Annotated in this window: 22 protein-coding genes and 1 pseudogene; 21 read left to right on the top strand and 2 right to left on the bottom strand. The window is 70.9% G+C overall.

Annotation, left to right across the window (positions count from 1 at the left end):
- Positions 1-197 precede the first annotated feature (197 nt).
- Positions 198-1,952 (top strand): condensation domain-containing protein, encoded by a 1,755-nt coding sequence (locus tag V8690_RS32230; protein ID WP_338783604.1) that lies wholly within the window; start codon positions 198-200, stop codon positions 1,950-1,952.
- Positions 1,953-2,097: 145 nt separating this feature from the next.
- On the opposite strand, the pseudogene V8690_RS32235 reads toward V8690_RS32230, so the two are convergent.
- Positions 2,098-2,385 (bottom strand): annotated as a pseudogene (locus V8690_RS32235) (helix-turn-helix domain-containing protein); the annotation flags it as partial.
- 80 nt (positions 2,386-2,465) lie between these two features.
- On the opposite strand from V8690_RS32235, the gene V8690_RS32240 reads away from it, so the two are divergent.
- From V8690_RS32240 to V8690_RS32250, 3 genes are all read left to right on the top strand, one after another.
- The gene (locus tag V8690_RS32240; protein ID WP_338783605.1) at positions 2,466-3,362 is read left to right on the top strand and encodes an alpha/beta fold hydrolase; all 897 of its coding nucleotides are present in this window, start codon (positions 2,466-2,468) and stop codon (positions 3,360-3,362) included.
- Between the two features lie 141 nt (positions 3,363-3,503).
- Positions 3,504-3,971 carry a nuclear transport factor 2 family protein gene (locus V8690_RS32245; RefSeq protein ID WP_338783606.1) on the top strand — a complete coding sequence of 156 codons (468 nt, stop codon included), beginning with the start codon at positions 3,504-3,506 and terminating at the stop codon, positions 3,969-3,971.
- A 35-nt stretch (positions 3,972-4,006) separates the two neighbouring features.
- Entirely contained in the window at positions 4,007-4,321 is a 315-nt protein-coding gene (locus V8690_RS32250; protein ID WP_338783607.1) for a hypothetical protein, read from the top strand.
- Between the two features lie 172 nt (positions 4,322-4,493).
- Here V8690_RS32250 and V8690_RS32255 read toward each other — a convergent pair whose 3' ends face one another.
- Complete coding sequence (locus V8690_RS32255) at positions 4,494-5,378, bottom strand: helix-turn-helix transcriptional regulator (RefSeq protein ID WP_338783608.1); 885 nt, start codon at positions 5,376-5,378, stop codon at positions 4,494-4,496.
- A gap of 102 nt (positions 5,379-5,480) precedes the next feature.
- Here V8690_RS32255 and V8690_RS32260 point away from each other — a divergent pair, with 102 nt between their 5' ends.
- The 17 genes from V8690_RS32260 to V8690_RS32340 all read left to right on the top strand — a co-directional run bounded on the left by V8690_RS32260 (position 5,481) and on the right by V8690_RS32340 (position 25,283).
- A complete protein-coding gene (locus V8690_RS32260) occupies positions 5,481-7,004 on the top strand; it encodes an MFS transporter (protein ID WP_338783609.1) in 1,524 nt (507 codons plus the stop codon).
- A gap of 1,526 nt (positions 7,005-8,530) precedes the next feature.
- Positions 8,531-9,997, top strand: coding sequence for an FAD-dependent monooxygenase (locus V8690_RS32265; protein WP_338783610.1), 1,467 nt, complete (start codon positions 8,531-8,533; stop codon positions 9,995-9,997).
- A gap of 77 nt (positions 9,998-10,074) precedes the next feature.
- Positions 10,075-10,413, top strand: a complete 339-nt coding sequence (locus V8690_RS32270; RefSeq protein ID WP_338783611.1) for a TcmI family type II polyketide cyclase — start codon at positions 10,075-10,077, stop codon at positions 10,411-10,413.
- On the top strand, positions 10,410-11,678 hold the full coding sequence (locus V8690_RS32275; RefSeq protein WP_338783612.1) for a beta-ketoacyl-[acyl-carrier-protein] synthase family protein: 1,269 nt from the start codon (positions 10,410-10,412) through the stop codon (positions 11,676-11,678). Before V8690_RS32270 ends, V8690_RS32275 begins: the two co-directional genes overlap by 4 nt.
- Entirely contained in the window at positions 11,675-12,889 is a 1,215-nt protein-coding gene (locus V8690_RS32280; RefSeq protein WP_338783613.1) for a ketosynthase chain-length factor, read from the top strand. The genes V8690_RS32275 and V8690_RS32280 overlap by 4 nt, the downstream gene beginning before the upstream one ends.
- A 43-nt stretch (positions 12,890-12,932) precedes the next feature.
- Positions 12,933-13,193 carry an acyl carrier protein gene (locus V8690_RS32285; RefSeq protein WP_338783614.1) on the top strand — a complete coding sequence of 87 codons (261 nt, stop codon included), beginning with the start codon at positions 12,933-12,935 and terminating at the stop codon, positions 13,191-13,193.
- Positions 13,194-13,228: 35 nt separating this feature from the next.
- The gene (gene fabG, locus V8690_RS32290) at positions 13,229-14,011 is read left to right on the top strand and encodes a 3-oxoacyl-ACP reductase FabG (protein WP_338783615.1); all 783 of its coding nucleotides are present in this window, start codon (positions 13,229-13,231) and stop codon (positions 14,009-14,011) included.
- A gap of 38 nt (positions 14,012-14,049) precedes the next feature.
- On the top strand, positions 14,050-14,994 hold the full coding sequence (locus V8690_RS32295; protein WP_338783616.1) for an aromatase/cyclase: 945 nt from the start codon (positions 14,050-14,052) through the stop codon (positions 14,992-14,994).
- 52 nt (positions 14,995-15,046) lie between these two features.
- Positions 15,047-16,231 (top strand): cytochrome P450, encoded by a 1,185-nt coding sequence (locus V8690_RS32300; protein WP_338783617.1) that lies wholly within the window; start codon positions 15,047-15,049, stop codon positions 16,229-16,231.
- Positions 16,232-16,291: 60 nt separating this feature from the next.
- A complete protein-coding gene (locus V8690_RS32305; protein WP_338783618.1) occupies positions 16,292-16,507 on the top strand; it encodes a ferredoxin in 216 nt (71 codons plus the stop codon).
- A 70-nt stretch (positions 16,508-16,577) separates the two neighbouring features.
- Positions 16,578-17,921, top strand: a complete 1,344-nt coding sequence (locus V8690_RS32310) for an FAD-dependent monooxygenase (RefSeq protein ID WP_338783619.1) — start codon at positions 16,578-16,580, stop codon at positions 17,919-17,921.
- Entirely contained in the window at positions 17,918-19,147 is a 1,230-nt protein-coding gene (locus V8690_RS32315) for an FAD-dependent oxidoreductase (protein WP_338783620.1), read from the top strand. The genes V8690_RS32310 and V8690_RS32315 overlap by 4 nt, the downstream gene beginning before the upstream one ends.
- Positions 19,144-21,513, top strand: coding sequence for an SDR family oxidoreductase (locus V8690_RS32320; RefSeq protein ID WP_338783621.1), 2,370 nt, complete (start codon positions 19,144-19,146; stop codon positions 21,511-21,513). Before V8690_RS32315 ends, V8690_RS32320 begins: the two co-directional genes overlap by 4 nt.
- Positions 21,514-21,551: 38 nt before the next feature.
- Entirely contained in the window at positions 21,552-22,511 is a 960-nt protein-coding gene (gene fabD / locus V8690_RS32325) for an ACP S-malonyltransferase (protein WP_338783622.1), read from the top strand.
- 1 nt (position 22,512) lies between these two features.
- A complete protein-coding gene (locus V8690_RS32330) occupies positions 22,513-24,057 on the top strand; it encodes an acyl-CoA carboxylase subunit beta (protein ID WP_338783624.1) in 1,545 nt (514 codons plus the stop codon).
- A complete protein-coding gene (locus V8690_RS32335; protein WP_338783625.1) occupies positions 24,054-24,248 on the top strand; it encodes an acyl-CoA carboxylase epsilon subunit in 195 nt (64 codons plus the stop codon). The genes V8690_RS32330 and V8690_RS32335 overlap by 4 nt, the downstream gene beginning before the upstream one ends.
- A gap of 18 nt (positions 24,249-24,266) precedes the next feature.
- The gene (locus V8690_RS32340; RefSeq protein WP_338783626.1) at positions 24,267-25,283 is read left to right on the top strand and encodes an acyltransferase domain-containing protein; all 1,017 of its coding nucleotides are present in this window, start codon (positions 24,267-24,269) and stop codon (positions 25,281-25,283) included.
- The last annotated feature ends 1 nt before the right edge of the window (position 25,284 follow it).

The raw sequence follows: 25,284 nt of genomic DNA on the forward strand, positions 1-25,284 counted from the left end.
CGGGTGCGGCGGGCCCCGCACTCCGGAGGTCCGGCCCGCTCCGGCGGCGTGCGCCGGAGCGAGGACGTATTCGTTCGCACTCCCTACTCGAATACGCCCTACTCGATTACGCAGTAGCCGCACCAACCCCTTCACCCTAGCCTGATCCGAGCCGTTATTTATTCGCGTACGAATGGCAGGCGAAGGAGTGGTGTTCCGTGGGGATAGCAGCTGAATCCAGGGCCCTCGGATTAACCGGCTACCAGCGCGACATCTGGGCGGCCGAAGCAAGAGCACCGGGGAACTGCCAATTCAACGTACTGGTCCACGAGCAGCTGGCGGGGGCCGTGGACCGGGAGCTGCTCGGTGCCTGCCTGGCCCGTGCGGTGCGGGAGCACGACGCCTTTCGGCTGCGGTTCGGCGAGGACGGCGAAGGGGTCCCCCGGGTCCGGCGGATCGCGGAGGAGCCGGACGCCGGGGCGCCGCCCTTCGAGCACATCGACCTCTCCGGCGGACCGGACCCCGCCAGGGCCGTGCGGATCTGGTGCGAGCAGGAGCTGGGTCGGCCGCTGGACCTCGGGGGCGGGCCGCTGTTCCGGGCCGCCGTGGTCACCGAGGGGCCGGAGGCCGTCCACCTGGTGCTGACCTCGCACCACATCGTGACCGATGCCTGGGCCCTGAACGCGCTGACCCTGCGGACTCTTTCCGACTACCGCTCGCGCGTGTCCGGAAAAGACGTTCCGGCTGTCGGGGAAAAAGCCGCCAAGTCGGCAGTGCGGACCGATTCCGCCTCATACTGGGATTCCATCCAGGAATTCGACTCCGTCTTCGGCGACGCGGACCGCGAGAATGACCGCGCGTTCTACCGAGATTATCTGGCGGGCATGGAGCCCGCTCTCTTCACGCGTTCCGGCGCCGCCCGGCCCGGCCGCGGCCGGCACTCCTTCCCGGTCGGGGAGGAGCTGGTGCGGCGCATCCTCGACGCGGGCGCGTCCCCCTTCCCTTACCTGCTCTCGGCGTTCGCGGTGTGCCTCGGGCGCATCCACCAGGCCGACGAGGTCGTGTTCGGCGTGCCCTTCCTGAACCGCCGGACCGAGGGCGAACGCTCGATCGTGGGCCAGTTCGCCAACAACCTGCCGGTGCGCATCCCGGTGGCGGAGGACCTGCCGCTGGTCGAGCTCGCCGAGCGGGTCCGCCGGCAGATCGACCGGCTCAGGGAGCACGAGCGGCTGCCGTTCGGCGACATCCTCCGCGAGGCCCCCGTACAGGGCGCCGACGGCCGCCGACTGTTCGACGTCACCGCTTCCTACCTGCGCTTCCCCCGGCCGTCGGGGATCCCGGGGGTGAACCGGACCACCACGATCATGGCCCCGGTCCACGCCGCCGACGCGCTCTCCGTCATGGTGCAGGCGTTCGACGACGAGCCGGGCCTGCGCGTCGACTTGGACTACGCCGACGACGTGTTCGACGGGCACCTCACGGCCGCGGCCCCCGCCGGGCACGTCGGGGAACTCCTCCGCCGCGGACTGGACTCCCGGGAGCTGCCGCTCGCGGAGCTGCCCATGCTGACCGACGACGAGTATGAGGTCGTCGTCCGCCGCCGCCAGGGCGCCTCCGCGCCCTACCCGCGCGAGAAGAGTCGTCCTCGCGCTCGCCGGGCCGCTGCTCAGCGGCCCCGCGTGAACGCTTGCCGGGGGCTGGACGTCAGTTCGGCCGATGGCGACTCGCGGCTTGACACAGCGCGTGGACCGCCCTGGGATCTTCGGGATTCCGCGCGGATCAGCTACGCCCGAACGCGAGGGCGAGATCCTTTTCCTGCCCCACCAGATCGCCCCCGGCGATGGCCTGTTCGACCGTCAGCATGCCTGATGCCAAGCCCAACACGATCGCAGGATCGCCGCGAAGCACGGTCGCGGGCGCTTCCTCACGGCAGAGTTCGACGTGCGCGCCTGCCTCCTCGACGCGCACGGTGACGATTGTGTCGTCGACGGCCAGCCCAACCGTCGTCGGTTCGTCGGATCGCCTGTCATGCATCAGCGAATCCAGTGCCACCACCAGCCAATGCGACCGGAAGCTGTCCCCCTGCGGGCCCGAGATCATCAGCGGGGTGCTCCAGTTCACGAGGGCAGCGACAGCGGGCCGAAGTTCGCTGCCCCAAGGGGTGAGCATGTACGCGACGCCGTTCCTGTCGGCGTCGAGCGTGCGTTGGACGACGCCGGCTTCTTCCAGTTCCCGCAGGCGGTCGATGAGCAGGTTGGTGGCTATGCCGGGCAACCCGGCCAGCAGTTCGCTGTAGCGAGCCGGGCCGACGAGCAGTTCCCGGACGATGAGCAGACTCCAGCGCCCGCCGATGACGTCGAGCGACCGGGCAAGACCGCAATATTGACCATAAGACCGTTTGGGCATTGCTCTCCTCGACTCACTCGTGCTTGACTTTCTCAAACTGACTTGAGTATAAGTCAACCCGGATCGAGGAGGCCCAGTAAGTGTCGACCCAGCAACCTGCAGGCACGCGCCCGTCCTGGGTGGACGCCGACCTGTATCCGTTCGAGAGCCGCTTCGTCGAGCTGGATGGGCACGTCGTGCACTACATCGACGAGGGCTCGGGGCCGACCTTGCTGATGTTGCATGGCAACCCCACGTGGTCGTTCGTGTACCGGGAAGTCATCGCGGCCCTGCGCGATCGGTTCCGCTGCATCGCCTTGGACTATCCCGGGTTCGGGCTGTCGGTCGCGGCGCCCGGTTACGGCTACCGGCCTGACGACCACGCCGCCGTGGTCGTGGCGTTCCTCGACCACATGGAACTGTCGAAGCTCACTCTGGTCGCGCATGACTGGGGAGGACCGATCGGCCTGCATGCGGCCGAGCAGCGACCGGGCAAGTTCGAGCGGCTCGTGTTGGCGAATACATGGGCATGGCCGGTCAATGGTGAATTGCGCGCCGAAATGGCGTCCCGGGTGATGGGGGGACCCATCGGACGTGAGTTGATCAGGCGAGTCAACCTGTTCGTGAACGCGCTGATCCCCGCGGGCCACCGGCGCCGCAAGGTCTCTGAGTCCGAGATGACGCACTACAGGGAGGCCCTCGCCACGCGGGAACGTCGCAACGCCTGCGCGATTCTGCCGGGCGCCATCACCGACAGTCGCGAGTTTCTCGCCGACATCGAGGAACACCTGACCCAGCTCGACCAGCTCCCTACGCTCATCGTATGGGCGGACGCCGATATGACCTTCGGTGACAAAGACCGTGCGCGCCTGGAGGAGAAGTTCCCGAGCCACACCACCGTGGTGGTTCATGGCGCCGGTCACTTCGTGCAGTCCGACGCCGCCGACGAGATGAGTGAAGCCATCAAGACCTGGTGGGACAGCTCGGCGACCACATAGCCATCGAACCCCGCTGCGCGAGAAACGATTGAGGAAGCCGCAATCGGCCGTAGGTGCGGTGGACAGATCAGGTGAGAAGGCTGTGCCGAACCTCAGCCGCACCCCGCTCTACCCAACGTCCTATAACTGGGGGTCGTCTTGATGGATGAACTTGACGTTGTGTCCGAAGGTGTTGGTGCTGAAGACGTGGCTACCGGCGACTTGGTAGGTCGATTCTGCGCCGCGGTTGCGGCTGGTGATGTCGACGCCGTGATCGAAACGATGGCCGAGGACGCCGAAATGGTGACACCGTTGTCCAGCCGAGTGGTGATCCGGGGCCGCGACGATCTGCGGGCCGTGTTCGCTGCGTTTCTGCCGAGTTTGTCGCGAGATCTGAACTGGCGTCTTCGAATCGGGAACGCTGACACGACCGTTGCCGTGGCCGAGGCTCGACTCGGAGGTGTGCGTGTCGAGGACGCGATGCTGATCGAACAGGACGCGGACGGTCGCATCCGCCGAGTGACGCCGCATGTCCGGCCATGGCTGGGGTTGACGGTATCCGCGATCGTGCTGGGTCCCAAGCTGATGCGGCATCCTGGGGTTGTGCGCCGTGCGATGCGACGCAAGTAACGATCGGTGCGGCCAAGTCCCGGTATCGACCTGTCGTGATCGCGCTTTGGCTCGGCCACGAGTCCACTCACCCGTCCAAGTATGTGCGGGACCAGTGGACGTGGCGGATATCAAACGCCTGCTCCAAGGCCACATCAACGCCCCGCGCACTGCCCTGGCCGCCGGTTCTGAGGAGGCCGCATCGGCAAGAAGCAGTCAAGGACGCCTTCGTCACCGGACTGCACGCGGCGATCGGCGTCGCGGCCGCTCTCACGCTCGCGCTCGGCGTCCCCGCGGTGCGCTGGCTGCCGCGCGAGGAGCGGGACACGACGGCCGAGGTCCCGGACCGGCAGGAGCAGACCGTGTCCTGAGCACACGGCACCCGCATGTCCTGAGCACACGGCACCCGCATGTCTTGAGCAGGCGGGACCCGGTATGCGCTGAGTACGCGGGGCACGTCCCCCCGCGTACAGCCGCCCCGCTTCTTCCGTACGGACGCTCCGCCCTCTTCGCGGGCGTCCACCGGGAGGAGCGCGGGCGGTTTCAGCGCTGCTCGGCCCGTACGGTCGTCGACTCCGGCTCGTCACCCCGGCCGCTTTGCTGGTTCAGCACGCGCAACGCGTCCGCGGAGGTCGCGTCGTTGGGGGTGTAGATTTCGACGCGGTGGTCGGGGCTGTCGGGCTGGAGCCACACCTGGTAGTCCACGCTCACCGCCCCGACGGTGGGATGCTGCAGATGCATGGCCCCCGTCGTGCAGTCGGAGACGTCACCCGTCGCCCACATCGTGCCGAAGTCCGCGCTGTTCATGAGGAGTTCGCCGATCAGCCCGGCGAGCCGGGCGTCCGTGGGATAGCGGCCCGCGGTGAGGCGCAGGTAGGCGACGTGGATTTTGGCGAGGTCCGGCCAGTTGCGGTACATGTCGCGGGTGTGGGGGTCGAGGAAGAACATCCTGGGGATCGACGGACGCCCCTCCGGGTTTCGTGGCGCCTCGAAGGGGATGTGCTCGGCGACCAGCGCGTGCCCGGTGCGGTTCCACGCGAGGACGTCGCCGCGCCTGCCGAGCACCACCGCGGGCGTGGCCTCGCCCAGTGACTCCAGGAGGGTCAGTACCCGCGGGTGGGGCTCCTCGCGGGGCGGTTCGCCCAGACCGGGCTTCACCGACTGCCGGGCGAGGTTGTGCAGATGGACGGTCTCCACCTGGTCGAGCCGGAGTACCCGGGCCAGCGCGTCGAGCACCTGCTCGGAGGCGGTCTCGGCCTGCCCCTGCTCCAGACGCGTGTAGTACCCCGCGCTCACCCCCGCGAGCTGGGCGAGCTCTTCCCGTCTGAGACCGGGGACCCGGCGGGAGGTGCCGTAGGTCAGCAGACCGATCTCAGCCGGAGTGACCCGGTCACGACGGCTCTTCAGGAACGTTCCGAGGCTCTCCATGTGACGAGCGTAGGGCGCCCGCACGCCCCGTGGGTGTACCTGTCGGGTGTACCCACGCCACGGGGATGGCTGTCGGCCACGCCGTGCCTGAGTGTCGGCACCATGACTCAACAGCATGCGAACAACGCACCCGGACTGCGGGCCTGGCTCGGGCTCGCGGTGGTCCTCGGCCCGGTCCTCCTCGTCTCCATGGACGGATCGATCCTGTTCCTGGCGATGCCCCGGATCAGCCAGGCCCTCTCGCCCACCGCCGACCAGGCGCTGTGGATCCTGGACATCTACGGCTTCGCCGTCGGCTCCCTGCTGGTCGCCTTCGGCAGCATCGGCGACCGCTACGGCCGGCTGAAGCTCTTGATGATCGGCGCGACCGTGTTCGGACTCGGCTCCGCCGGTGCCGCGTTCGCACCGACCCCCGAACTCCTCATCGCCTGCCGGGCGCTCATGGGCGTGGCCGGTGCGACCCTGCTGCCCTCGGCGCTGGCCGTACTGAGCGAGCTGTTCCCCGACTCCCGGCGCCGGGCCCAGGCCATCGGCATCTTCGCCGCGGCCTTCGCGGCCGGTTTCGCCATCGGCCCGGTCATCGGCGGCGCCCTCCTCGGCCAGTTCTGGTGGGGCTCGGTCTTCCTCGTCAACCTCCCCGTCATCGTCGTGTTCCTGGTGTTCGCGCCGGTCCTCCTCCGAGAGGTCCGGTCGGGCGGGACGGGCCGCGTCGACCCGCTCAGCGTCGTGACCTCCGCCGGGGGCCTGCTGCTCACGATCTACGGGATCAAGCACCTGGCCGCCGACGGGATCTCGGCCCTCCCGATCACCACGATGATCGTCGGCATCGCCGTACTGACCTTCTTCGGCCTGCGCCAACGGCACCTCGACAACCCGCTGATCGACTTTTCCCTCTTCCGCGACCGCGTCTTCACCATCGCCGTCATCACGGGCCTACTGCCCCTGGCCGCATGGTCGGCGGCGGCGTACCTGTCCGGCATCTACCTCCAGTCCGTACTGAACCTGAGCGTCCTGCACGCGGCGCTCCTGGCCCTCCCGGGCGCGGCGGCCCTCACCGTCTCCTGCATCGTCACACCGGCCGTCGTCGAACGCATCGGCAAGCGGGCCGCGCTCCTCGTCTGCCACTTCTCCATCGCGGGCGGCCTGTTGCTGCTGCTCCCCACCACGGTCACCGGCGGGATCGGCTGGTACATCGCCTCGACCGTGATCGCCGGACTGGGATACGGCATCTCCTTCGCCGTCGTCGCGGACACCGCGGTCGGCGCGGTCCCCGCGGAGCGTGCGGGCTCGGCCGGCGCGATCGCCGAGACCAGCAACGAGATCGGCAACGCCCTCGGCATCGCGATCCTCGGCTCGCTCGCCGCGCTGCTCTTCCGCCTCCAGGGCCCGGACCTCGCCCCCACCCTCGACGAGACCCTCCAGCTGCCCTCCCTGCTCCCATCCGTGATCCAGGACGCGAAGTCCGCGTTCGTCACCGGCCTGCACGTCGTCGTGGTCGCGGCGAGCCTTCTGCACGCCGCCCTCGGAACGGCCGCCCTGCGCTGGCTCCCCAAGTCGGCGCCGGAGGAGCAGACCACCGAGGTCCACGAGGAGCCCGCGCAGGAGCGCATGGCGAGCAGGCCGTAGCGGGACGGGGCTGACGAGAGGGACTGACGATGCGTCGCCGCCAGGACACCCCACTCGCGCATGGTCGGCACCGTCAGCCCGTAGCCCACCGGTACCTCGCGGATAGCCCAGCCGCTCCGGGAACGGCCGGCACGGTCGAGGGAGTCGGCGCTGACGGCGACGGGATTCACTCCCGTGGTGGTCGGTTCGCCGAAGCGCCTGTCGAGCTGCTCCAGTTGGTTCCGGCAGGCGGGGCAGTGCAGGCCGCGATAGAAGACCAGCATGGTGCAGTTGCCCGGAGACTGCTCGGAAAGATTCCAGTGCCGCCTTCGACGAGTGGGACCTTCAGGTCCGCTGCCTTGGAGCGGGGACGGGGAGGTACGGGCACAGCGGGCGACGCGTACGGCACGACGATGTCCTTTCATTCGCATGGTCACATGGCGGCCACAGGCCGTCCGTTCCGGCTGGACAGATGGGGGAGACCGGAAGGCCGCGCGGAGGAAAGCGGGACGCGCGGAGCCGGGACGGCGGTCGGCCGAAGCCCGGCACGAAGGGGCCGCAGGAAGAACGGGAGTGCGCCCGGACCGGATCTGCTCACGTCGGGGTACCTGTCCGCACCACACGACGGAGGTCGGAGAAGCGGGCGGTGTGTTCAGCGGGCCAGGTCACGCCGTCCGTCCGGACGGGTTACCGAGTCGCTCCCCGGATGACTTCCACGGCGTGCTCCCGTCCGAGTGATGTGGCTCGGAGACCTCCCGGGCGACCAACTCTCGAAGCCGGCTCGACCTTGACACCAGTGTCACCACCTGGCGTCCTGTGCGTGCGTGATGCCGCGGTGCGGGCCGAAAGCCCGATGCTGCCCGGTACCCGATGTCCATTGCTACATGCGTGTGCGTCCCCTGGGCGGAGGGCCGACCTCCTGTCCCGGTGGGTGCTCCGGCGCGCGTGACGGAGGTTCGCCCATCTGAGAGAAGCCTTCCGGGTCGGCTTTTCGTGTGGGGCCGTGATCAGGCAGGGGAGTCGGTTTGTTGTGCCCGTTCCCGGTGATCCTCCTGATCGCGTCGACGGCGGGCCCTGAGCCAGCGGGTCGATCGCTTCCACTCGGAGTCGAAGGAGAAGATGCCGCGAAGCTCGTTCCCGGGTGACGTCGATGTCGGCGGCAGGGGCACCTCGTCGGCACCAGGTTCCGGCTGTGCACCCGCGGCCGTCGGGGGCTCAAGGCCGCGGGCCGGGGCCCAGGAGGAACATCTGACAATCCCCTTGCGCGGCTCTGTCATTTGTACACCGCCTTGACAGTAGCCTGCCTGATCCCTGACGGAACCGATCTTGTACACGGGGCCGGAAGCGAAGAAGCTGGATACCAGAGTCCGGTGCTGTGTCTTCGCAGCCCTCGCGGCCCCCCTCGTGGCGCCGCACCCCTCGGCATCCCCTCCACAAGACCCCCAGCGGCCCCGAACGGCCTCACCGTTCGGGGCCGTCGTCGTGCCGCCGGGGGCGCCGGGCCTGCCGTGACCGAGTTCCCGAGGAACCGAAGGAGAGGCAGACGTATGGACAGCGCGGTGATCGTAGTGGGCGCAGGCCCTGTCGGGTTGATGCTCGCCGGTGAGTTACGGCTGGCCGGCGTGCCGGTCGTCGTACTGGAGAGGCTGACCGGGCCGACCGGGCAGTCGCGGGCGCTCGGGTTCACCGTGCGGACCATGGAGGTGCTCGACCAGCGGGGCCTGCTGCCGAGGTTCGGCGAGGTGCAGACCAGTCCGATGGGGCACTTCGGCGGTCTGCTCGTCGACTTCGGCACGCTCGACAGCCCGCACCGGACCTCCCACGGTATCCCCCAGTCCAGGACCGAGGAGGTGCTCGGCCGGTGGGCCGCCGAGCTGGGCGCCGACATCCGGCGCGGGCACGAGGTGGTGGGGATCGAGCAGGACCCCTACGGCGTCGACGTCCGCGCCGTCGGCCCCGACGGGCCCGTGTCACTGCGCGCCTCCTACGTCGTCGGCTGCGACGGCGGCCGCAGCACGGTCCGCCGACTGGGCGGGTTCGACTTCCCGGGCACCCCCGGGACGTACGAGATGATGCTCGCCGATCTGAAGGACTGCGCCATCGAGGCCCGGCCGTTCGGTGAGCGGCTCACCGGCGGGGTCGCCATGGCCGCGCCGCTGGGCGACGGCGTCCAGCGGATCATCGTCAAGGAGCACGGCGCCCCGGTGCGCGGCGAGCCCGCCGACTTTCCGGCCGTTGCGGCTGCCTGGCAGCAAATCACCGGGCAGGACATCAGCGGGGCGACCCCTGTGTGGGCCAGTTCGTTCAGCGACGCCAGCCGCCAGACCTCCAGCTACCGCAGGGAACGGCTGCTGCTGGCGGGCGACGCCGCCCACATTCATCTGCCGGCCGGCGGCCAGGGCATGAACGTCGGTCTCCAGGACGCCGTCAACCTCGGCTGGAAGCTCGCCGCCGTCGTCGGCGGCTGGGCCCCGCCCGGCCTGCTCTCCAGCTACCACAGGGAGCGGCACCCGGTCGGCGAGCGGCTGCTGATGAACACCCGCGCCCAGGGGCTCCTCTTCCTCGGCGGAGAGGAGGTGCAGCCGCTGCGTGACGTGCTCGGCGAACTGATCGCGCTGCCCGACGTGGCCCTCCATCTGGCCCGCATGGTCACCGGCCTGGAGATCCGTTACGAGGTCGGGCCCGGCGACCATCCGCTGCTCGGCCGCCGGGTCCCGCACCACGAACTGGTCGGCCGTGACGGCGGGGCCAAGACCAGCACCAGCGAACTGCTGCGGCCCGCCCGCGGGGTCCTGCTCGACCTCGCCGACGACGCCGCGCTGCGCAGGACGGCGTCCGGCTGGTCCGGGCGCGTCGACGTCTTCACCGGCAGCCTGCACGAGCCGGAGCCGGACAGCCCCCTGACGGGCGCCGACGCCGTACTCGTACGCCCCGACGGCCATGTCGCCTGGGTAGCGGCGGGCGTCGGTGACCTCCCCCGGGAGCTGTACCGCTGGTTCGGCGCACCGCGCTGAACCGTCCCTCTTGGAAAACCCACGGACGGCCGGCACGACACGGCCACCACTACACGGACAACACGAAGAGGACACGGATGCACAGCACTCTGATCGTCGCCCGGATGTCTCCTGAATCGTCCGCGCAAGTCGCCCAGCTCTTCGACGCGTTCGACGCCACCGACATGCCCCACCGGATGGGGACCCGGCGTCGCCAGCTCTTCTCCTACCAGGGCCTCTACTTCCACCTCCAGGACTTCGACCACGAGGGCGGTGGCGAGGCGATCGAGGAGGCCAAGACCGACCCCCGGTTCCAGCGGATCAGCGCCGATCTGCGGCCTTTCATCGATCCGTACGACCCGGCGTGGCAGACCCCGTCGGACGCGATGGCCCGGCGCTTCTACCTGTGGAACCCGAAGGAGGGCGATTCCCAGTGAACCGACGTGTCGTCATCACCGGCATCGGCGTGGTGGCACCCGGCGGAACCAGCGCGAAGGACTTTTGGTCGCTGCTGACCGCCGGGCGCACCGCCACTCGAACACTGTCCTCGTTCGACCCGACGGGCTACCGGTCGCGGGTCGCCGCCGAGGTGGACTTCTTTCCGGCGCAGCACGGCCTCAAGCCGCAGGAGATCCGCCGGATGGACCGGGCCGCTCAGTTCGCGGTGGTCACGGCCCGCGAGGCGATCGCCGACAGCGGTATCGACCTGGCGGCCGTGGACCCCGCCCGGATCGCGGTGACCATCGGGAGCGCGGTCGGGGCCACCATCAGCCTGGAGAACGAGTACCGGACCGTCAGCGACGACGGCCGCCTCACCCTCGTCGACCACACATACGCGCCGCCGTACCTCTACAACCACCTGGTGCCCAGCTCCTTCGCCACCGAGGTCGCCTGGGCGGTCGGCGCGGAGGGCCCCAGCAGCGTCATCTCCACCGGCTGCACCTCCGGCATCGACTCGGTCGGGTACGCGGTCGAGTTGATCCGGGAAGGGGCCGCCGACATCGCGCTCACCGGTGCCACGGAGGCCCCGATCTCCCCGATCACCGTGGCCTGCTTCGACGCCATCAAGGCGACCTCCACCTACAACGACGATCCCGAGCACGCTTCCCGGCCGTACGACCGCAGCCGCACCGGCTTCGTGCTCGGAGAGGGCTCGGCCGGGTTCGTCCTGGAGGAACTGGAGAGCGCCCGTGCGCGCGGTGCGCACATCTACGCAGAGGTCTGCGGCTACGCCTCCCGGTGCAACGCCTACCACATGACCGGGTTGCGCTCGGACGGCGCGGAGATGGCCGAGGCCATACGGGTCGCGCTGGACGAGGCCCGCCTGAATCCCGACGACATCGACTACGTCAACGCCCACGGCTCGGGCACCAAGCAGAACGACCGCCATGAGACAGCCGCGTTCAAGACCAGCCTCGGCCAGCACGCCTACCGTGTGCCGGTCAGCTCCATCAAGTCGATGATCGGTCACTCGCTGGGCGCCATCGGCTCCGTCGAGATCGCCGCGTCCGCACTGGCCATCGAGCACAACGTGGTGCCCCCGACCGCCAACCTGCACGACCCGGACCCGGACCTCGACCTCGACTACGTGCCGCTCAACGCCCGTGAGTGGCGCACCGACACCGTGCTCACCGTGGGCAGCGGCTTCGGCGGCTTCCAGAGCGCGATGGTCCTGGCCCGGCCCGACAGGAGGACCGCATGAGCACGTCCGTCGTCGTCACAGGACTGGGTGTGACCGCGCCCAACGGCCTCGGCACCGAGGCCTACTGGGAGGCCACCCGGCAAGGCGTCAGCGGCATCCGGCCGGTCGGCCGGTTCGACGCCTCCCAGTACCCCGCGCGGCTGGCCGGCGAGGTGCCGGGCTTCGTCGCCAAGGAGCATCTGCAGAGCCGGCTCATCCCGCAGACCGATCACATGACCCGGCTCGCGCTGGCCGCCGCCGACTGGGCGCTGGCCGACGCCGGGATCAAGCAGGACGAGATGGCCGAGTTCGACGCAGGGGTGATCACCGCGGCCTCCTCCGGCGGCTTCGAGTTCGGCCAGCGCGAGCTGGAGAACCTGTGGAGCAAGGGCAGCAAGTACGTCAGCGCCTATCAGTCGTACGCCTGGTTCTACGCCGTCAACACCGGCCAGATCTCCATCCGGCACGGCATGAAGGGCCCCAGTGGGGTCGTCGTCAGCGACCAGGCGGGCGGACTCGACGCGCTCGCCCAAGCCCGCCGACAGATCCGCAAGGGCACCACGCTGGTCGTCTCCGGCGGTGTCGACGGCTCCATCTGCCCCTGGGGGTGGGTGGCCCAGATGGCCGCCGACCGGATGAGCACCGCCGCCGACCCCGGCAGCGCCTACCTGCCCTTCGACCGCGGCGCGCGCGGCCACGTCCCCGGCGAGGGCGGTGCCCTGCTGGTCCTGGAGACCGCCGAGCACGCCCGGGAGCGGGGCGCGGAGGTCTACGGCGAGATCGCGGGCTACGGCGCCACCACCGACCCCCGGCCCGGCAGCGGGCGTCCGCTCGCGCTGGCCCGCGCCCTGCGCCTCGCCCTCGACGACGCGGGCGTGGGGCCGGACGAGGTGGACGTCGTCTTCGCGGACGCGGCCGGTGTGGTGGACCTGGACCGGGCGGAGGCCACCGCGATCAACGAGGTGTTCGGCACCGGCCTGGTCCCGGTGACCGCGCCCAAGACCATGACCGGACGCCTCTACTCCGGTGCCGGCTCGCTGGACGTGACGGCGGCCCTGCTGTCCATCCGGGACGGTCTGATCCCGCCCACCGTCAACGTGACCGCCGACCCCGCCTACGGCCTCGACCTCGTCACCGGTGCCCCCCGCGCCGCCGCGGTCCGCACCGCCTTGGTCGTCGCCCGTGGCTACGGCGGGTTCAACTCGGCCCTCCTCGTCCGCGCCGCCGGTTGATCCGACGGCCCGACCACCCGCTCAACGAAAGGACCAACCCACCATGACCGCCAAGGCGTTCACCCTGGACGACCTCCGCCGCATCCTCCGTGAGGGCGCCGGTGAGGACTTCGATCTCGACGACGACATCGACGACGTCACCTTCGTGGACCTCGGCTACGAGTCGCTGGCCCTGCTGGAGACCGGCGCGCGCATCGGCCGCGAGTACGGCATCGAGCTGGAGGACGAGACCCTCATCGACGCCGAGACGCCCCGGCGACTGGTCGACGCCGTCAACGCGCAGCTGCTGGCCACCCGCGCCTGAGACACCCCACGCCCGTACAGAAGTCTGGAGTGAACATGACCGATCAGCAGCGGGTCGCCCTGGTCACCGGGGCGACCAGCGGTATCGGCCTCGCCGTGGCCAGGATGCTGGGCGCCCAGGGCCACCGGGTCTTCCTCTGCGCACGTACCGAGGAATCCGTCACGGCCACCGTCAAGGAACTGCGCGAGGAGGGCCTGACCGTCGAGGGCCGGGCCTGCGACGTCCGGTCGGGGGACGACATACGGGCCTTCGTACGGGCCGCGGTCGACACCTTCGGCACGGTCGACGTGCTGGTGAACAACGCCGGCCGCAGCGGCGGCGGGGTCACCGCCGACCTCGCCGACGAGCTGTGGGCCGATGTCATCGACACCAACCTCACCAGCGTCTTCCGGATGACCCGGGAGGCCCTCACCACCGGCGGCATGCGCCACAAGGATCGCGGCCGCATCATCAGCATCGCCTCCACGGCCGGCAAACAGGGTGTCGTCCTCGCTGCTCCCTACTCCGCCTCCAAGCACGGCGTCGTCGGCTTCACCAAAGCCCTCGGCAACGAGCTCGCCCCCACCGGCATCACCGTCAACGCCGTCTGTCCCGGGTACGTCGAGACGCCCATGGCGCAGCGGGTGCGCGCCGGTTACGCGGCGGCGTACGACACCACCGAGGACGCCATCCTCGAGAAGTTCCAGGCAAAGATCCCCCTCGGCCGCTACTCCACCCCCGAGGAGGTGGCGGGCCTCGTCGGCTATCTGGCCTCGGACACCGCCGCCTCCATCACCGCGCAGGCCCTCAACGTCTGCGGCGGCCTCGGCAACTTCTGAGACCCCCAGCGATCGTTTCCCACGAGGAGTCGAACCCCATGTCACAGCAGGGCCCGCGCGAGGTCGAACACGAGATCACCGTGTCCGCCCCGGCAGCCGCCGTCCACCGGCTCATCGCCGACGTGGCGAACTGGCCGCGGATCTTCCCCCCGACCGTCCACGCCGAGCAGCTCGAACAGGACGGCGCCGACGAACGCATACGCATCTGGGCCACCGCCAACGGCGAGCCCAAGAACTGGACCTCGCGCCGCACCCTCCACCCGGACGCGCTGCGCATCGACTTCCGGCAGGAGGTCTCCGCGCCCCCGGTCGCCGCCATGGGCGGCAGCTGGATCATCGAGGAACTGTCCGCCGACACCAGCCGGGTCCGGCTGCTGCACGACTACCGGGCGGTCGACGACGACCCCGAGGCGCTCGCCTGGATCGACCGGGCGGTGGACCGCAACTCCCGGACGGAGCTGGCCGCCCTCAAGGCCAACGTGGAACTGGTCGCCGGGGACAGCGGGGTCCTGCTGTCGTTCGAGGACAGCGTGCAGATCGACGGATCCGCCAAGGACGTCTACGACTTCCTCAACGAGGCGAACCTCTGGCAGGAGCGGCTGCCGCACGTCGCCTCCGTCCGGCTCGGTGAACCGGCGCCCGGCCTGCAGACCCTGGAGATGGACACCCGCACCAAGGACGGCTCGACCCACACGACCGTCTCCGTCCGCGTCTGCTTCCCGCACCAGCGGATCGTCTACAAGCAGACCACCCTGCCGGCCCTGATGACCCTGCACACCGGCTACTGGCTCCTGGAGGAGCACGCTGACGGCGTACGCGCCACCTCGCAGCACACGGTGGCGATCAACACCGCGAACATCGCCTCGGTCCTGGGTCCCGACGCCGGCCTCGCCGAGGCGCGCGAATTGGTCCGCACGGCGCTCAGCGGCAACAGCCGCGCCACCCTCGGCCACGCGAAGGCGTACGCCGAGAGCCGCCGCTGATCCGCCGCGGCCCCAGCCCTTCATCAGGAGTTCTTTCACCAGGAGTCCCCTCATGCTGTCGACCCAGATACCAGAGTCCGACATCGACCCGTATACCGACGAGTCGATCCTGAATCCCTACGACGCCTACCGCGCCCTGCGCGACCTGGGGCCCGTGGTCCGTCTCGACCAGTACGGCGTGTGGGCCGCCGCCCGCTACCAGGAGGTCTACGAGGCGCTGCACGACCACGAGTCGTTCATCTCCGGCGAGGGCGTCGGTGTCACCGAGCAACTGAACAAGGCCCAGCACGGCAGCAGCCTCACCAGTGACCCGCCCTATCACGACCTGGTGCGGGGCCTGGTCGCCCGCCATCTGACCCCGAAGGCGCTGCGCGAGGTGCAGGGGTACGTGGCGGACTGGGCGAACCGGCTCGTCGACGAGCTGATCGAGCGCGGGGAGTTCGACGCCGTCACCGACTTCGGGCAGGCGTTCCCGCTGGCCATCGTGCCCGACCTGCTGGGCTGGCCGGTCGAGGAGGGCCGGGAGCGGCTCCTCGACTGGGCGGCGGCCGGCTTCAACGCCTTCGGCCCGCTCAACGAGCGCACCGTGGCAGGGTTCCCGCTGCTGAAGGAGATGGGCGAGTTTCTGTACCGGATGTCGGTGCCGGGCAATCTGCGGCCCGGCTCCTGGGGCGCGCAGCTCGTCGCGGACGCCCAGGCCGGGAAGATCGCCAACGAACTGCTGCCAGCCCTGCTCGGCGACTTCCTCGCCCCCTCGATGGACACCTCGGTCAGCGCGCTCTCCAGCATGCTGTGGCTGTTCGGTGAGCACCCCGGCCAGTGGGACCTGCTGAAGGCCGAACCGTCCCTGGCGGGCAACGCGTTCAACGAGATCGTCCGGCGCGAGTCCCCGCTGCGCGGCTTCACCAGGCTGCTGACCAGGGACCGGGTCCTCGGCGGTGCCGAGCTGAAGGCCGGCTCACGGATGCTGCTGCTGTACGGCTCCGCCAACCGCGACGAACGGCACTGGGACGACCCGGAGACCTTCGACATCACCCGCCCCGACGCCGCCGAGCACCTCGGCTTCGGACACGGCATCCACGGCTGTGTGGGCCAGGCGCTGTCCCGGCTGGAGGGTAAGTCGCTGATGGACGCGCTGCTGCGCAAGGTGCGACGGATCGAGGTCGGGGTGCCGACCTGGCGGTTGCACAACACCATCCGCGGCATCGAGACCCTGCCCGTTGTGCTGCACGCCTGAACGCGCGGCCGCCGCACGGCGCGAGGAGCGCCGGCACATGACACGAGGAGCCACCGACACATGAAGCTGTCCGTCGAATTCGGCCGGTGCGAGGGGCACGGCCTGTGTGAGGAGGCCGCGCCGGAGCTGTTCCGGCTCGACGACGAGGGCGATCTCCTCGTGCTCTACGACCCGTCCGCCGAGATTCCCTCCGGACAGGAACCGGCCGCCGAACGGGCGGTGCGGGTCTGCCCCGTCGGCGCGCTGTGGCGCTTGGACCACTCCCAGGCTGGCTGACCGGGGCCGTCGGGCACAACGGGCCCAAGGGGCCAGGAAATCACACACGCGAAGCGAGGAGGTGACCGCCATGGCGGACCGGGTCGGCGACCACGCCCTGGTGCTGGGCGGCAGCATCGCGGGGCTGCTGGCCGCGCGGGCGCTGGCGGAGGCGTACACACGGGTGACCGTGGTCGACCGCGACGAACTGTCCGAGGGACCGGGGCCACGCCGCGGGGTCCCGCAGGGGCGGCAGATCCATGGTCTGTCGCCCCGGGGCCAGCAGGTCCTGGAAGATCTGTTCCCCGGCTTCACCGAAAGGATGGCCGCGGACGGCGCGCCGGTCGAGGACACCGTGGCGCGCGGTGACTGGTTCTTCGGCGGCCGGCTGCTGAAGAAGGCCCCCAGCACCCTGGTGACGGTGGCCTCCAGCCGCCCCTTCCTGGAGTCCCGCATCCGCGCCCGGGTGCGGGAGCTGCCCGGGGTGACCCTCCTGGAGGGCCATGAGGTCACCGCGCTGACCACCGCACCCGGCCACGGCCGGGTCGCCGGGGCCAGGGTCCGCGACCGTGCACCGGGCGGCACCGAGCGGGAGATCGGCGCCGACCTCGTCGTCGACGCGATGGGCCGGGGCACCCGCACCCCGTCCTGGCTCACCGCGCTCGGCTATCCGCAGGTCGAGGAGGACCGGCTGGAGATCGGCGTCGGGTACGCGACCCGCGAGTACCGTGTGCGGCCGGGGGCCCGTTACGACGGGCAGGCGATCATCGTCATCGCCTCGCCGGAGAACCCGCGGGGCGGGATCTGCGCCCAGATCGAGCAGGGCCGCATCCAGCTCACCGTCAACGGGGTGCTCGGCGACATGCCGCCCACCGACCCCGGCGAGTTCGAGGCGTACGCCAAGTCCCTGCCGGTGCCCGACCTGTACGAGCTGACCCAGCAGGCCGAGCCGCTGGGTGATCCGGTGGCGCACCGCTTCCCGGCGAGTGTGCGCCGCCGCTACGAGAAGCTGTCCCGCTTCCCCGACGGCCTGCTGCTCGTCGGGGACGCGGTGTGCAGCTTCAACCCGGTGTACGCGCAGGGCATGACGATGGCCGCCCTGAGCGCCCTGACCCTGCGCAGCCATCTGCGCGCCGGGGCCGAACCGCGTCCCCTGCCGTTTCTTCGCGACCTCGCCCGGCAGGCCATCGGCCCCTGCTGGGAAGCGAACCTCGTGAACGACCTGCGGTTCCCGGGAGTCGAGGGCCGCCGTACCCCGAAGACCCGGTTCACCCAGGCGTACAGCGGTCTGGTGCAGCGGGCCGCCGCACGGGACGCCATGGTCAGCCACGCCCTCATCCGGGTGCTGTCCCTGGCCGACCCGGGCACCGCGCTGCTGCGCCCCCGGTTGCTGCTGAGGGTCTTGCGCAACACCCTTTTCAGGAGAAGCCGGTGACGGCCCACCAGGAAATACGCCGACTCGTCGTGGTCGGCGCGTCGCTGGCCGGCCTGCGCGCGGTGGAGGCGGCGCGCGCGGCCGGCTTCACCGGCGAGATCACCCTGATCGGCGCGGAGGAGCACCTGCCGTACGACCGCACGGTGCTCTCCAAGTCCTTCCTGGACCACCCGGACATCGACCCTCCCGTCCCGCACTACCGCGAACGGGTGGATCTCACCGATCAGTTGGGCGTCCGGCTGCTGCTGGGCGCGCCCGCCGAGCGGCTCGACGCCGAGGCCCGCACCGTGCAGGTGGGCGGCCGGCAGATGCCGTACGACCGGCTGATCGTCGCGACCGGTGTACGGCCCAGGCGGCTGCCTGCCGCCCAGGAGCGGAGCGGCGTACTGAGCCTGCGCACGGTGGGTGACGCCCGCGCACTGCGCCGGCGCTTGGCCGACGCCCGCCGGGTCGTGGTGGTGGGCGCCGGGTTCATCGGCGCCGAGGTGGCCTCGGCGGCCCGCGGCCGGGGGGCCGAGACCACCCTGGTCGATGCGTCACCCGCCCCGCTGGCCCGCGCCGTTGGCCCGGAGCTGGGTCCGCTGCTCTCCCGGATGCACACCGCGCACGGTGCCCGGCTGCGCTGCGGCATCGACGTCGCCGAGGTGTGGCCCGACCGGGTGGTGCTCTCCGACGACACCGCGCTCGACGCCGACCTGGTCGTCGCCGGGGTCGGCGCGCAGCCGGCCGTCGACTGGCTCGCCGGGTCCGGACTGCGGCTCGACGACGGCGTGGTGTGCGGTCCGGACCTCGCCGCCTCCCTGCCGGGGATCCACGCGGCGGGCGACGCCGCTCGCTGGTACAACCCGTTGTTCGAGCGGGAGATGCGCCTGGAGCACTGGAGCAGCGCCGCCGAACAGGGCGCGATCGCCGCCCGCAATGCTCTCGGCGCGAGCGAGACCTGCGCCACCGTCCCCTACTTCTGGTCGGACTGGTACGGGGTGCGGATCCAGTTCCTCGGCGTGCCGGACGCCGAACACACCGAGATCTTCGGCGACGTCGACGGCCACCGTTTCGTGGCGCTGCTCGGCGCCCGGGACCGGCTCACCGGGGTGCTTCTGGTGGACCGGCGCAGGGACACCGCCAAGTACCGGCACATGCTGCGTCGCCGCGCCGGCTGGCGAGAGGCGCTGGACTTCGCCGCCCGCCGCGAGGCGACGGGCACGACCGTGGGAGTGAGACCGTGACCGCACAGGTGATCGTCGTCGGCGGCGGCCCGGTGGGTCTGCTGCTCGCGGGAGAACTGCGCCTCGGCGGCGCCGAGGTGACTGTCCTGGAACGGCTCACCGAACCGTCCCAGGAGTCTCGCGCGACCACCCTGCACGCCCGCACCATGGAACTCCTCGACCAGCGCGGCCTCCTGGAACACCTGGGCCCGCAACTGCCCCCGAACGAACCGCGCGGCCACTTCGGCGGCCTCCCGCTCGGCCTGGGCGCCACCGACAGCCCGTACGCCGGCCAGTGGAAAGTGCCCCAGACCCGGCTGCGGGAGCTGCTGCTGGAGTGGGCGACCGGACTGGGCGCTGACGTGCGTACGGGCCACGAGGTCACCGCTCTACGGCAGTCGGCGGACGGCATCGAGGCCACGGCCCGGGCAAGGCGCGGCACAATCCGGCTGACCGGCCGGTACGCCGTCGGCTGCGACGGTGAGGACAGCGCCGTACGGCGGCTCGCCGGCATCGCGTTCCCGGGTCATGACGCCACCCGGGAACTGCTGCGCGCGGACGTCGCGGGCGTCGACATCTCGGACCGCCGCTTCGAACGGTTGCCCAAGGGCCTTGCGATCGCGGGCCGCCGCCCCGACGGAGTGACCCGGGTGATGGTCCACCGCTTCGGGCGGCCGGCCGGAGTCCGCGTCGGGGAACCGGAGTTCGCGGAGATCGCCACGGTGTGGCGGGAGGTCACCGGCGAGGACATCTCCGGCGGCACACCGCTGTGGGTAAACGCCTTCGGCGACGCCGGCCGGCAGGCCGCACACTACCGGCAGGGCCGGGTACTGCTCGCCGGGGACGCCGCCCACGCACAGCTGCCGGTCGGCGGCCAGGCCCTCAACCTCGGCCTCCAGGACGCGGTGAATCTGGGCTGGAAACTGGCCGCCGAGGTCCGCGGCTGGGCTCCGCCCGCGCTGCTCGACACCTACCACGACGAACGGCACCGAATCGGACGCCGTGTCCTCGGCAACATCGCGGCCCAGGCCTCGATCCTCCTCGGCGGCGAGGAGACGGACGCCCTGCGCGCGGTGCTGGGTGAACTGCTGCGGTACGACTCCGCCGGAGCGCTGCTCGCGGACATGATCAGCGGCCTGGACGTCCGCCAGCCGGAGGGAGATTCCGACCCGCCCTGGCTGGGCGCCCGGCTGCCGCTCACTGAACTCGGCACCGGCCTCGGCACGGACATCTCCACCTCACAACTGCTCCACGCGGCCCGGGGGTTGCTGCTCGACCTCGCCCCGGACGCGCCCGGCCACGCGGAGCTGAGGGCTCGGGCAGCGCGCTGGGCGGACCGGGTGCGCGTGGTGGCCGCACACGCCCCGGCGGACGGCCCCCTCGCCGGGGTCCGTGCTCTCTTGGTGCGTCCGGACGGACACACGGTGTGGGCACGAACGGCGTCCACGTCCGAGCCCGGTACGGCTGACGGATTCGTGAGGGCGCTGCGGCACTGGTTCGGCGAGCCTCGGCCGCGCCCCGCCTCCGCCGGGGCCTCTGTCACCGCCTCCGTACCCGGCACCGTGTCGGGCAGCCCCCGCCCCGAAGGCTCCACCCCCGTGACCCGAACGACCTTCAGGAGGAATGACGTGGGAACCCTGGTGAACAAGACTGCCCTGGTCACCGGCGCGAGCCGGGGTATCGGACGAGCCGTCGCCGAGCGGCTGGCCGCGGAGGGCGCGCTGGTCGCCGTGCACTACGCCCGGAACAAGGAGGCGGCCGAGGAGACCGTCACCGGCATCAGGGCGGCGGGCGGCCGGGCCTTCCCGGTGCGCGCCACCTTCGGTGTGCCCGGCGACGTCGACGCCCTGTTCGAGGGCGTCGAGGAAGGGCTGAAGGAGCACACCGGCGGCATCGAGCTCGACATCGTCGTCAACAACGCGGGCATCATGGGCGGCGTCACCCCCGAGGAGACCACTACCGACCTCTTCGACCGGCTGGTCGCGGTCAACGCCAAGGCCCCCTTCTTCGTGATCCAGCGGGCCGTGCAGAACATGCGCGACGGCGGCAGGATCATCAACATCTCCTCCGGGCTCACCCGCTTCGCCAACCCCGAGGAGATCGCGTACGCGATGACGAAGGGCGCCGTGGAGACCCTGGCGCGCCACTACGCCAAGCACTTCGCCGGCCGCGGCATCACCGTGAACAGCGTCGCCCCCGGCATCACCGACAACGGCGGCGAGATCTTCGCCAACCCGCAGGCGGTGGAGTTCATGGCGCAGCTGTCCGCGTTCGGCCGGGTGGGCCGGCCCACGGACATCGCCGGCGTGGTGGCCTTCCTCGCCTCCGATGACGCCCGCTGGATCACCGGCGCCTTCCTCGACGCCACCGGCGGCACCCTCCTGTGAGCCGGGCCCGGCACCCCGACAAGGAAGAAGGGATTCCCATGGGCAGAACCGCCTTCGTGTTCCCCGGCCAGGGCTCGCAACGGGTCGGCATGGGTCTCGACCTCGTCAAACAGTGGCCGCACCTGCGGGACACGTACTACGCGCCCGCCGACGACATCCTCGGCTTCCCGTTCTCCGCCCTGTGCTGGGAAGGGCCGGCCGCCGCGCTGGCCGACATGCGGATCACCCAGCCCGCCATGCTGCTGTGCAGCGTGGCCGCGTTCGACGTGCTGCGGCGCCACGGCCTCGCTCCGGACGCCGTGGCCGGCCACAGCCTCGGCGAGGTCTCCGCGCTGGTGTGTGCGGGCGTCCTCGACTGGCGGGATGCGCTGCGGCTGGTGCGCATCCGCGGTGAGCTCATGACCTCGGTCACTGAGCAGGTGCCGGGCCGGATGGCCGCCGTCGTGGGCCTGACGCTGTACCAGGTCGAGGAGCTGTGCCTGCGGGCCGCGGCGGAGACCGGTGACGTGGTGGAGATCGCCAACCACAACGACCCCACCCAGGTGGTGGTCTCCGGGCAGGTCGCCGGCGTGGACCGGCTCTGTGACCTCGTCGGCGGGGCCGGGGCGGACCGGGTGGTCGCGCTGCGCATCGGCGGCCCCGCGCACTGCAGCCTCATGGGCCGGGTCGCCGACGCGTTCGCCGCGGCGCTCGACGACGTCCCGTTCCGCGCCCCCGAGGTGCCCGTCTACTCCGGCAGCAACGGAGTCTTGGTCACCGACGGCGAGCACGCGAAGCAACTCCTGCTGGGACAGCTCACCGGCCGGGTGCTGTGGACCGACGTGGTCCGCCGGATGACCGCCGACGGCGTGGACCGCTTCGTCGAGGTCGGGCCAGGCAAGGCGCTCAGCGGTCTGTGCGGGCGGATCGCGCCGGGCGTGACCACCTTGCGCACCGGCGACGCCCAGCAGGTGCAGCAGACCGTGGAAGCCGTCCTGCGAACCGAAGGAGCGGCCTGACATGCTTGCCCGAGTGGCCGAACTCCACGCACTGCGGGAGCAGGTCCTGCGCGGCCCCAGCGAGCAGGCGACCCAGGCACAGAAGGCCAAGGGGAAACTGACCGCCCGGGAGCGCATCGAACTGCTGCTCGACGATGGGTCCTTCCACGAGGTCGAGTCCCTGCGCCGGCACCGGGCCACGGGCTTCGGCCTGGAGGCCAAGAAGCCGTACACCGACGGTGTGATCACCGGGTGGGGCACGGTGGAGGGCCGGACGGTCTTCGTCTACGCCCATGACTTCCGCATCTTCGGCGGCGCCCTGGGCGAGGCCCACGCCACGAAGATCCACAAGATCATGGACATGGCGCTGGCTGCGGGCTCGCCCCTGGTGTCGCTGAACGACGGCGCGGGTGCCCGTATCCAGGAGGGCGTCTCGGCGCTCGCCGGCTACGGCGGCATCTTCCAGCGCAACACGAAGGCGAGCGGGGTGATCCCGCAGATCTCGGTGATGCTGGGTCCCTGTGCGGGCGGTGCGGCGTACTCGCCGGCGCTGACCGACTTCGTGTTCATGGTCCGAGAGACGTCCCAGATGTTCATCACCGGCCCGGACGTCGTCAAGGCGGTCACCGGCGAGGAGATCACCCAGAACGGCCTGGGCGGCGCGGACGTGCACGCCGAGGCCTCCGGTGTCTGTCACTTCGCGTACGACGACGAGGAGACCTGCATCGCGGACGTGCGTCACCTGCTCTCCCTCCTGCCGCCCAACAACCGGGAGAACCCGCCCTCGGTCTTCTGCGACGACCCCGCCGACCGGCTGACGGAGTCCCTGCTGACCCTGGTGCCGGAGGACGGCAACCGGCCCTACGACATGGCCAAGGTCATCGAGGAGATCGTCGACGACGGCGACTACCTGGAAGTCCACGAGCGCTGGGCACGCAACCTGATCTGCGCGCTGGCCCGGCTGGACGGCCACGTCGTCGGCATCGTCGCCAACCAGCCGCAGAGCCTGGCAGGTGTCCTGGACATCCACGCGTCGGAAAAGGGCGCACGTTTTGTGCAGATGTGCGACGCGTTCAACATCCCGATCGTCACCCTCCTGGACGTCCCCGGGTTCCTCCCCGGCGTGGACCAGGAGCACGGCGGCATCATCCGCCACGGCGCCAAGCTGCTCTACGCCTACTGCAACGCGACCGTGCCGAGGATCTCGCTGATCCTGCGCAAGGCCTACGGAGGTGCGTACATCGTCATGGACAGCCAGTCCATCGGTGCCGACCTCACCTACGCCTGGCCGACCAACGAGATCGCCGTCATGGGCGCGGAGGGTGCGGCCAACGTCATCTTCCGCCGCCAGATCGCCGAGGCCGACGACCCGGAGGCCATGCGGGCCCGCAAGGTCAAGGAGTACAAGGCCGAGCTGATGCACCCGTACTACGCGGCCGAGCGGGGTCTGGTCGACGAGGTCATCGACCCGGCCCGCACTCGGCAGGTCCTCATCGCCTCCCTGGCGATGCTCCACGCCAAACACGCCGAGCTGCCGCACCGCAAGCACGGCAACCCGCCGCAGTGAGCGCCGAGCGTTCGCTGCGGGTCGTACAGGGCAGTGCCACCCCGGAGGAGATCGCCGCGGTGACCGCGGTCCTCCTGGCGGCGCTGTCCCGCGCGGGGGCCGACCCCGGCCCGCCGGACCGCTCCCGCGTCCGTTGGCGCCGTCCGGAACGACAGGCCCTGTTCAACCCGTCCCGCAGCTGGCGCAGATGACCCTTCAGGAGATGACCGATGACCGATGACGACTACCGCGGAGGCGAACGCCCCGTCGCCCTGCTGTTGCCGGGGCAGGGTGCCCAGTACGCCCGGATGGCCGCGCCGTTGTACGAGCGGGAGCCCGATTTCCGGATGATCGTCGATGAGTTCCTGGAGTTGATGGGGGAGGAGGGGCGGCGAATCCGGGCCGACTGGCTGGGGGCGCACCCCGTCCTGCCCATCGACGCGGGGCGGCGCGCCCAGCCGCTGCTCTTCGCCGTCGGCTACGCGGTGGGCCTGTTGCTCCAGCGGCGCGGGCTGCGGCCCGGCGTGCTGCTCGGACACAGCGTCGGCGAACTCGCGGCGGCCACCCTGGCCGGAGTGTTCGACCTGCCGGGAGCGGCCCGCATCATGCTGGCCCGCTGCCGGGTCCTGGCGACCGCGCCCGCCGGGGGACTGCTCGCGGTCGCCGCCACTCCCGAGGACGTGGAGTCCCGGTTGGATCCGGACCTCGTCGAGCGGGGCGTCGTCGTCGGCGCGGTCAACGCCCCCGCGCAGACCGTGCTGGCGGGCCCGGAGGCGCTGCTCGGCGCCGTCGACCGCACCCTCAGGGACGCCGGGCTGGTGACACGGCGGGTGCGGGCCCGTGAGCCGTTCCACTCGCCGGTGCTCGACGAGGCCGCGCTCGTCTTCGAGGAGGCCGTCGCCGCCGAGTCGCCAGCCCCGCCGAGGATTCCGGTCCGCTCCGCCCGCACCGGCCGGCTGGTCCGGGCTGAGGACGCGGTCGACCCGGCGTTCTGGGCCCGACAGATGGCCGAGCCGGTGCTGTACTGGCAGGCGCTGGCAGGACTCCTCGACGACGGTGCGTACGTCCTGGTCGAGTCGGGCCCGGGCAACTCCCTGTCGGCTCCGGCCCGCCGTCACCGCTCGGTACGCTCCGGCGCCACCGAGGTGGTGTGCATGCTGCCGACGGAACGCGGCGACTGCTGGGCGACCTGGACGGCTGCCCTGCGCCGCCTGGAAGCCATGCACGGAACAACGGCGCGCGTATGAG

The sequence above is a fragment of the Streptomyces sp. DG1A-41 genome (assembly GCF_037055355.1).
In the GTDB taxonomy this organism is placed as follows: Bacteria; Actinomycetota; Actinomycetes; order Streptomycetales; family Streptomycetaceae; genus Streptomyces.

Coding starts and splice junctions, on each gene's coding strand:
- V8690_RS32245 (WP_338783606.1), top strand. CDS start 3,504: ATGGATGAACTTGACGTTGTGTCCGAAGGTGTTGGTGCTGAAGACGTG.
- V8690_RS32255 (WP_338783608.1), bottom strand. CDS start 5,378: ATGGAGAGCCTCGGAACGTTCCTGAAGAGCCGTCGTGACCGGGTCACT.
- V8690_RS32260 (WP_338783609.1), top strand. CDS start 5,481: ATGACTCAACAGCATGCGAACAACGCACCCGGACTGCGGGCCTGGCTC.
- V8690_RS32265 (WP_338783610.1), top strand. CDS start 8,531: ATGGACAGCGCGGTGATCGTAGTGGGCGCAGGCCCTGTCGGGTTGATG.
- V8690_RS32270 (WP_338783611.1), top strand. CDS start 10,075: ATGCACAGCACTCTGATCGTCGCCCGGATGTCTCCTGAATCGTCCGCG.
- V8690_RS32280 (WP_338783613.1), top strand. CDS start 11,675: ATGAGCACGTCCGTCGTCGTCACAGGACTGGGTGTGACCGCGCCCAAC.
- V8690_RS32285 (WP_338783614.1), top strand. CDS start 12,933: ATGACCGCCAAGGCGTTCACCCTGGACGACCTCCGCCGCATCCTCCGT.
- fabG (WP_338783615.1), top strand. CDS start 13,229: ATGACCGATCAGCAGCGGGTCGCCCTGGTCACCGGGGCGACCAGCGGT.
- V8690_RS32295 (WP_338783616.1), top strand. CDS start 14,050: ATGTCACAGCAGGGCCCGCGCGAGGTCGAACACGAGATCACCGTGTCC.
- V8690_RS32300 (WP_338783617.1), top strand. CDS start 15,047: ATGCTGTCGACCCAGATACCAGAGTCCGACATCGACCCGTATACCGAC.
- V8690_RS32305 (WP_338783618.1), top strand. CDS start 16,292: ATGAAGCTGTCCGTCGAATTCGGCCGGTGCGAGGGGCACGGCCTGTGT.
- V8690_RS32310 (WP_338783619.1), top strand. CDS start 16,578: ATGGCGGACCGGGTCGGCGACCACGCCCTGGTGCTGGGCGGCAGCATC.
- fabD (WP_338783622.1), top strand. CDS start 21,552: ATGGGCAGAACCGCCTTCGTGTTCCCCGGCCAGGGCTCGCAACGGGTC.
- V8690_RS32330 (WP_338783624.1), top strand. CDS start 22,513: ATGCTTGCCCGAGTGGCCGAACTCCACGCACTGCGGGAGCAGGTCCTG.
- V8690_RS32340 (WP_338783626.1), top strand. CDS start 24,267: ATGACCGATGACGACTACCGCGGAGGCGAACGCCCCGTCGCCCTGCTG.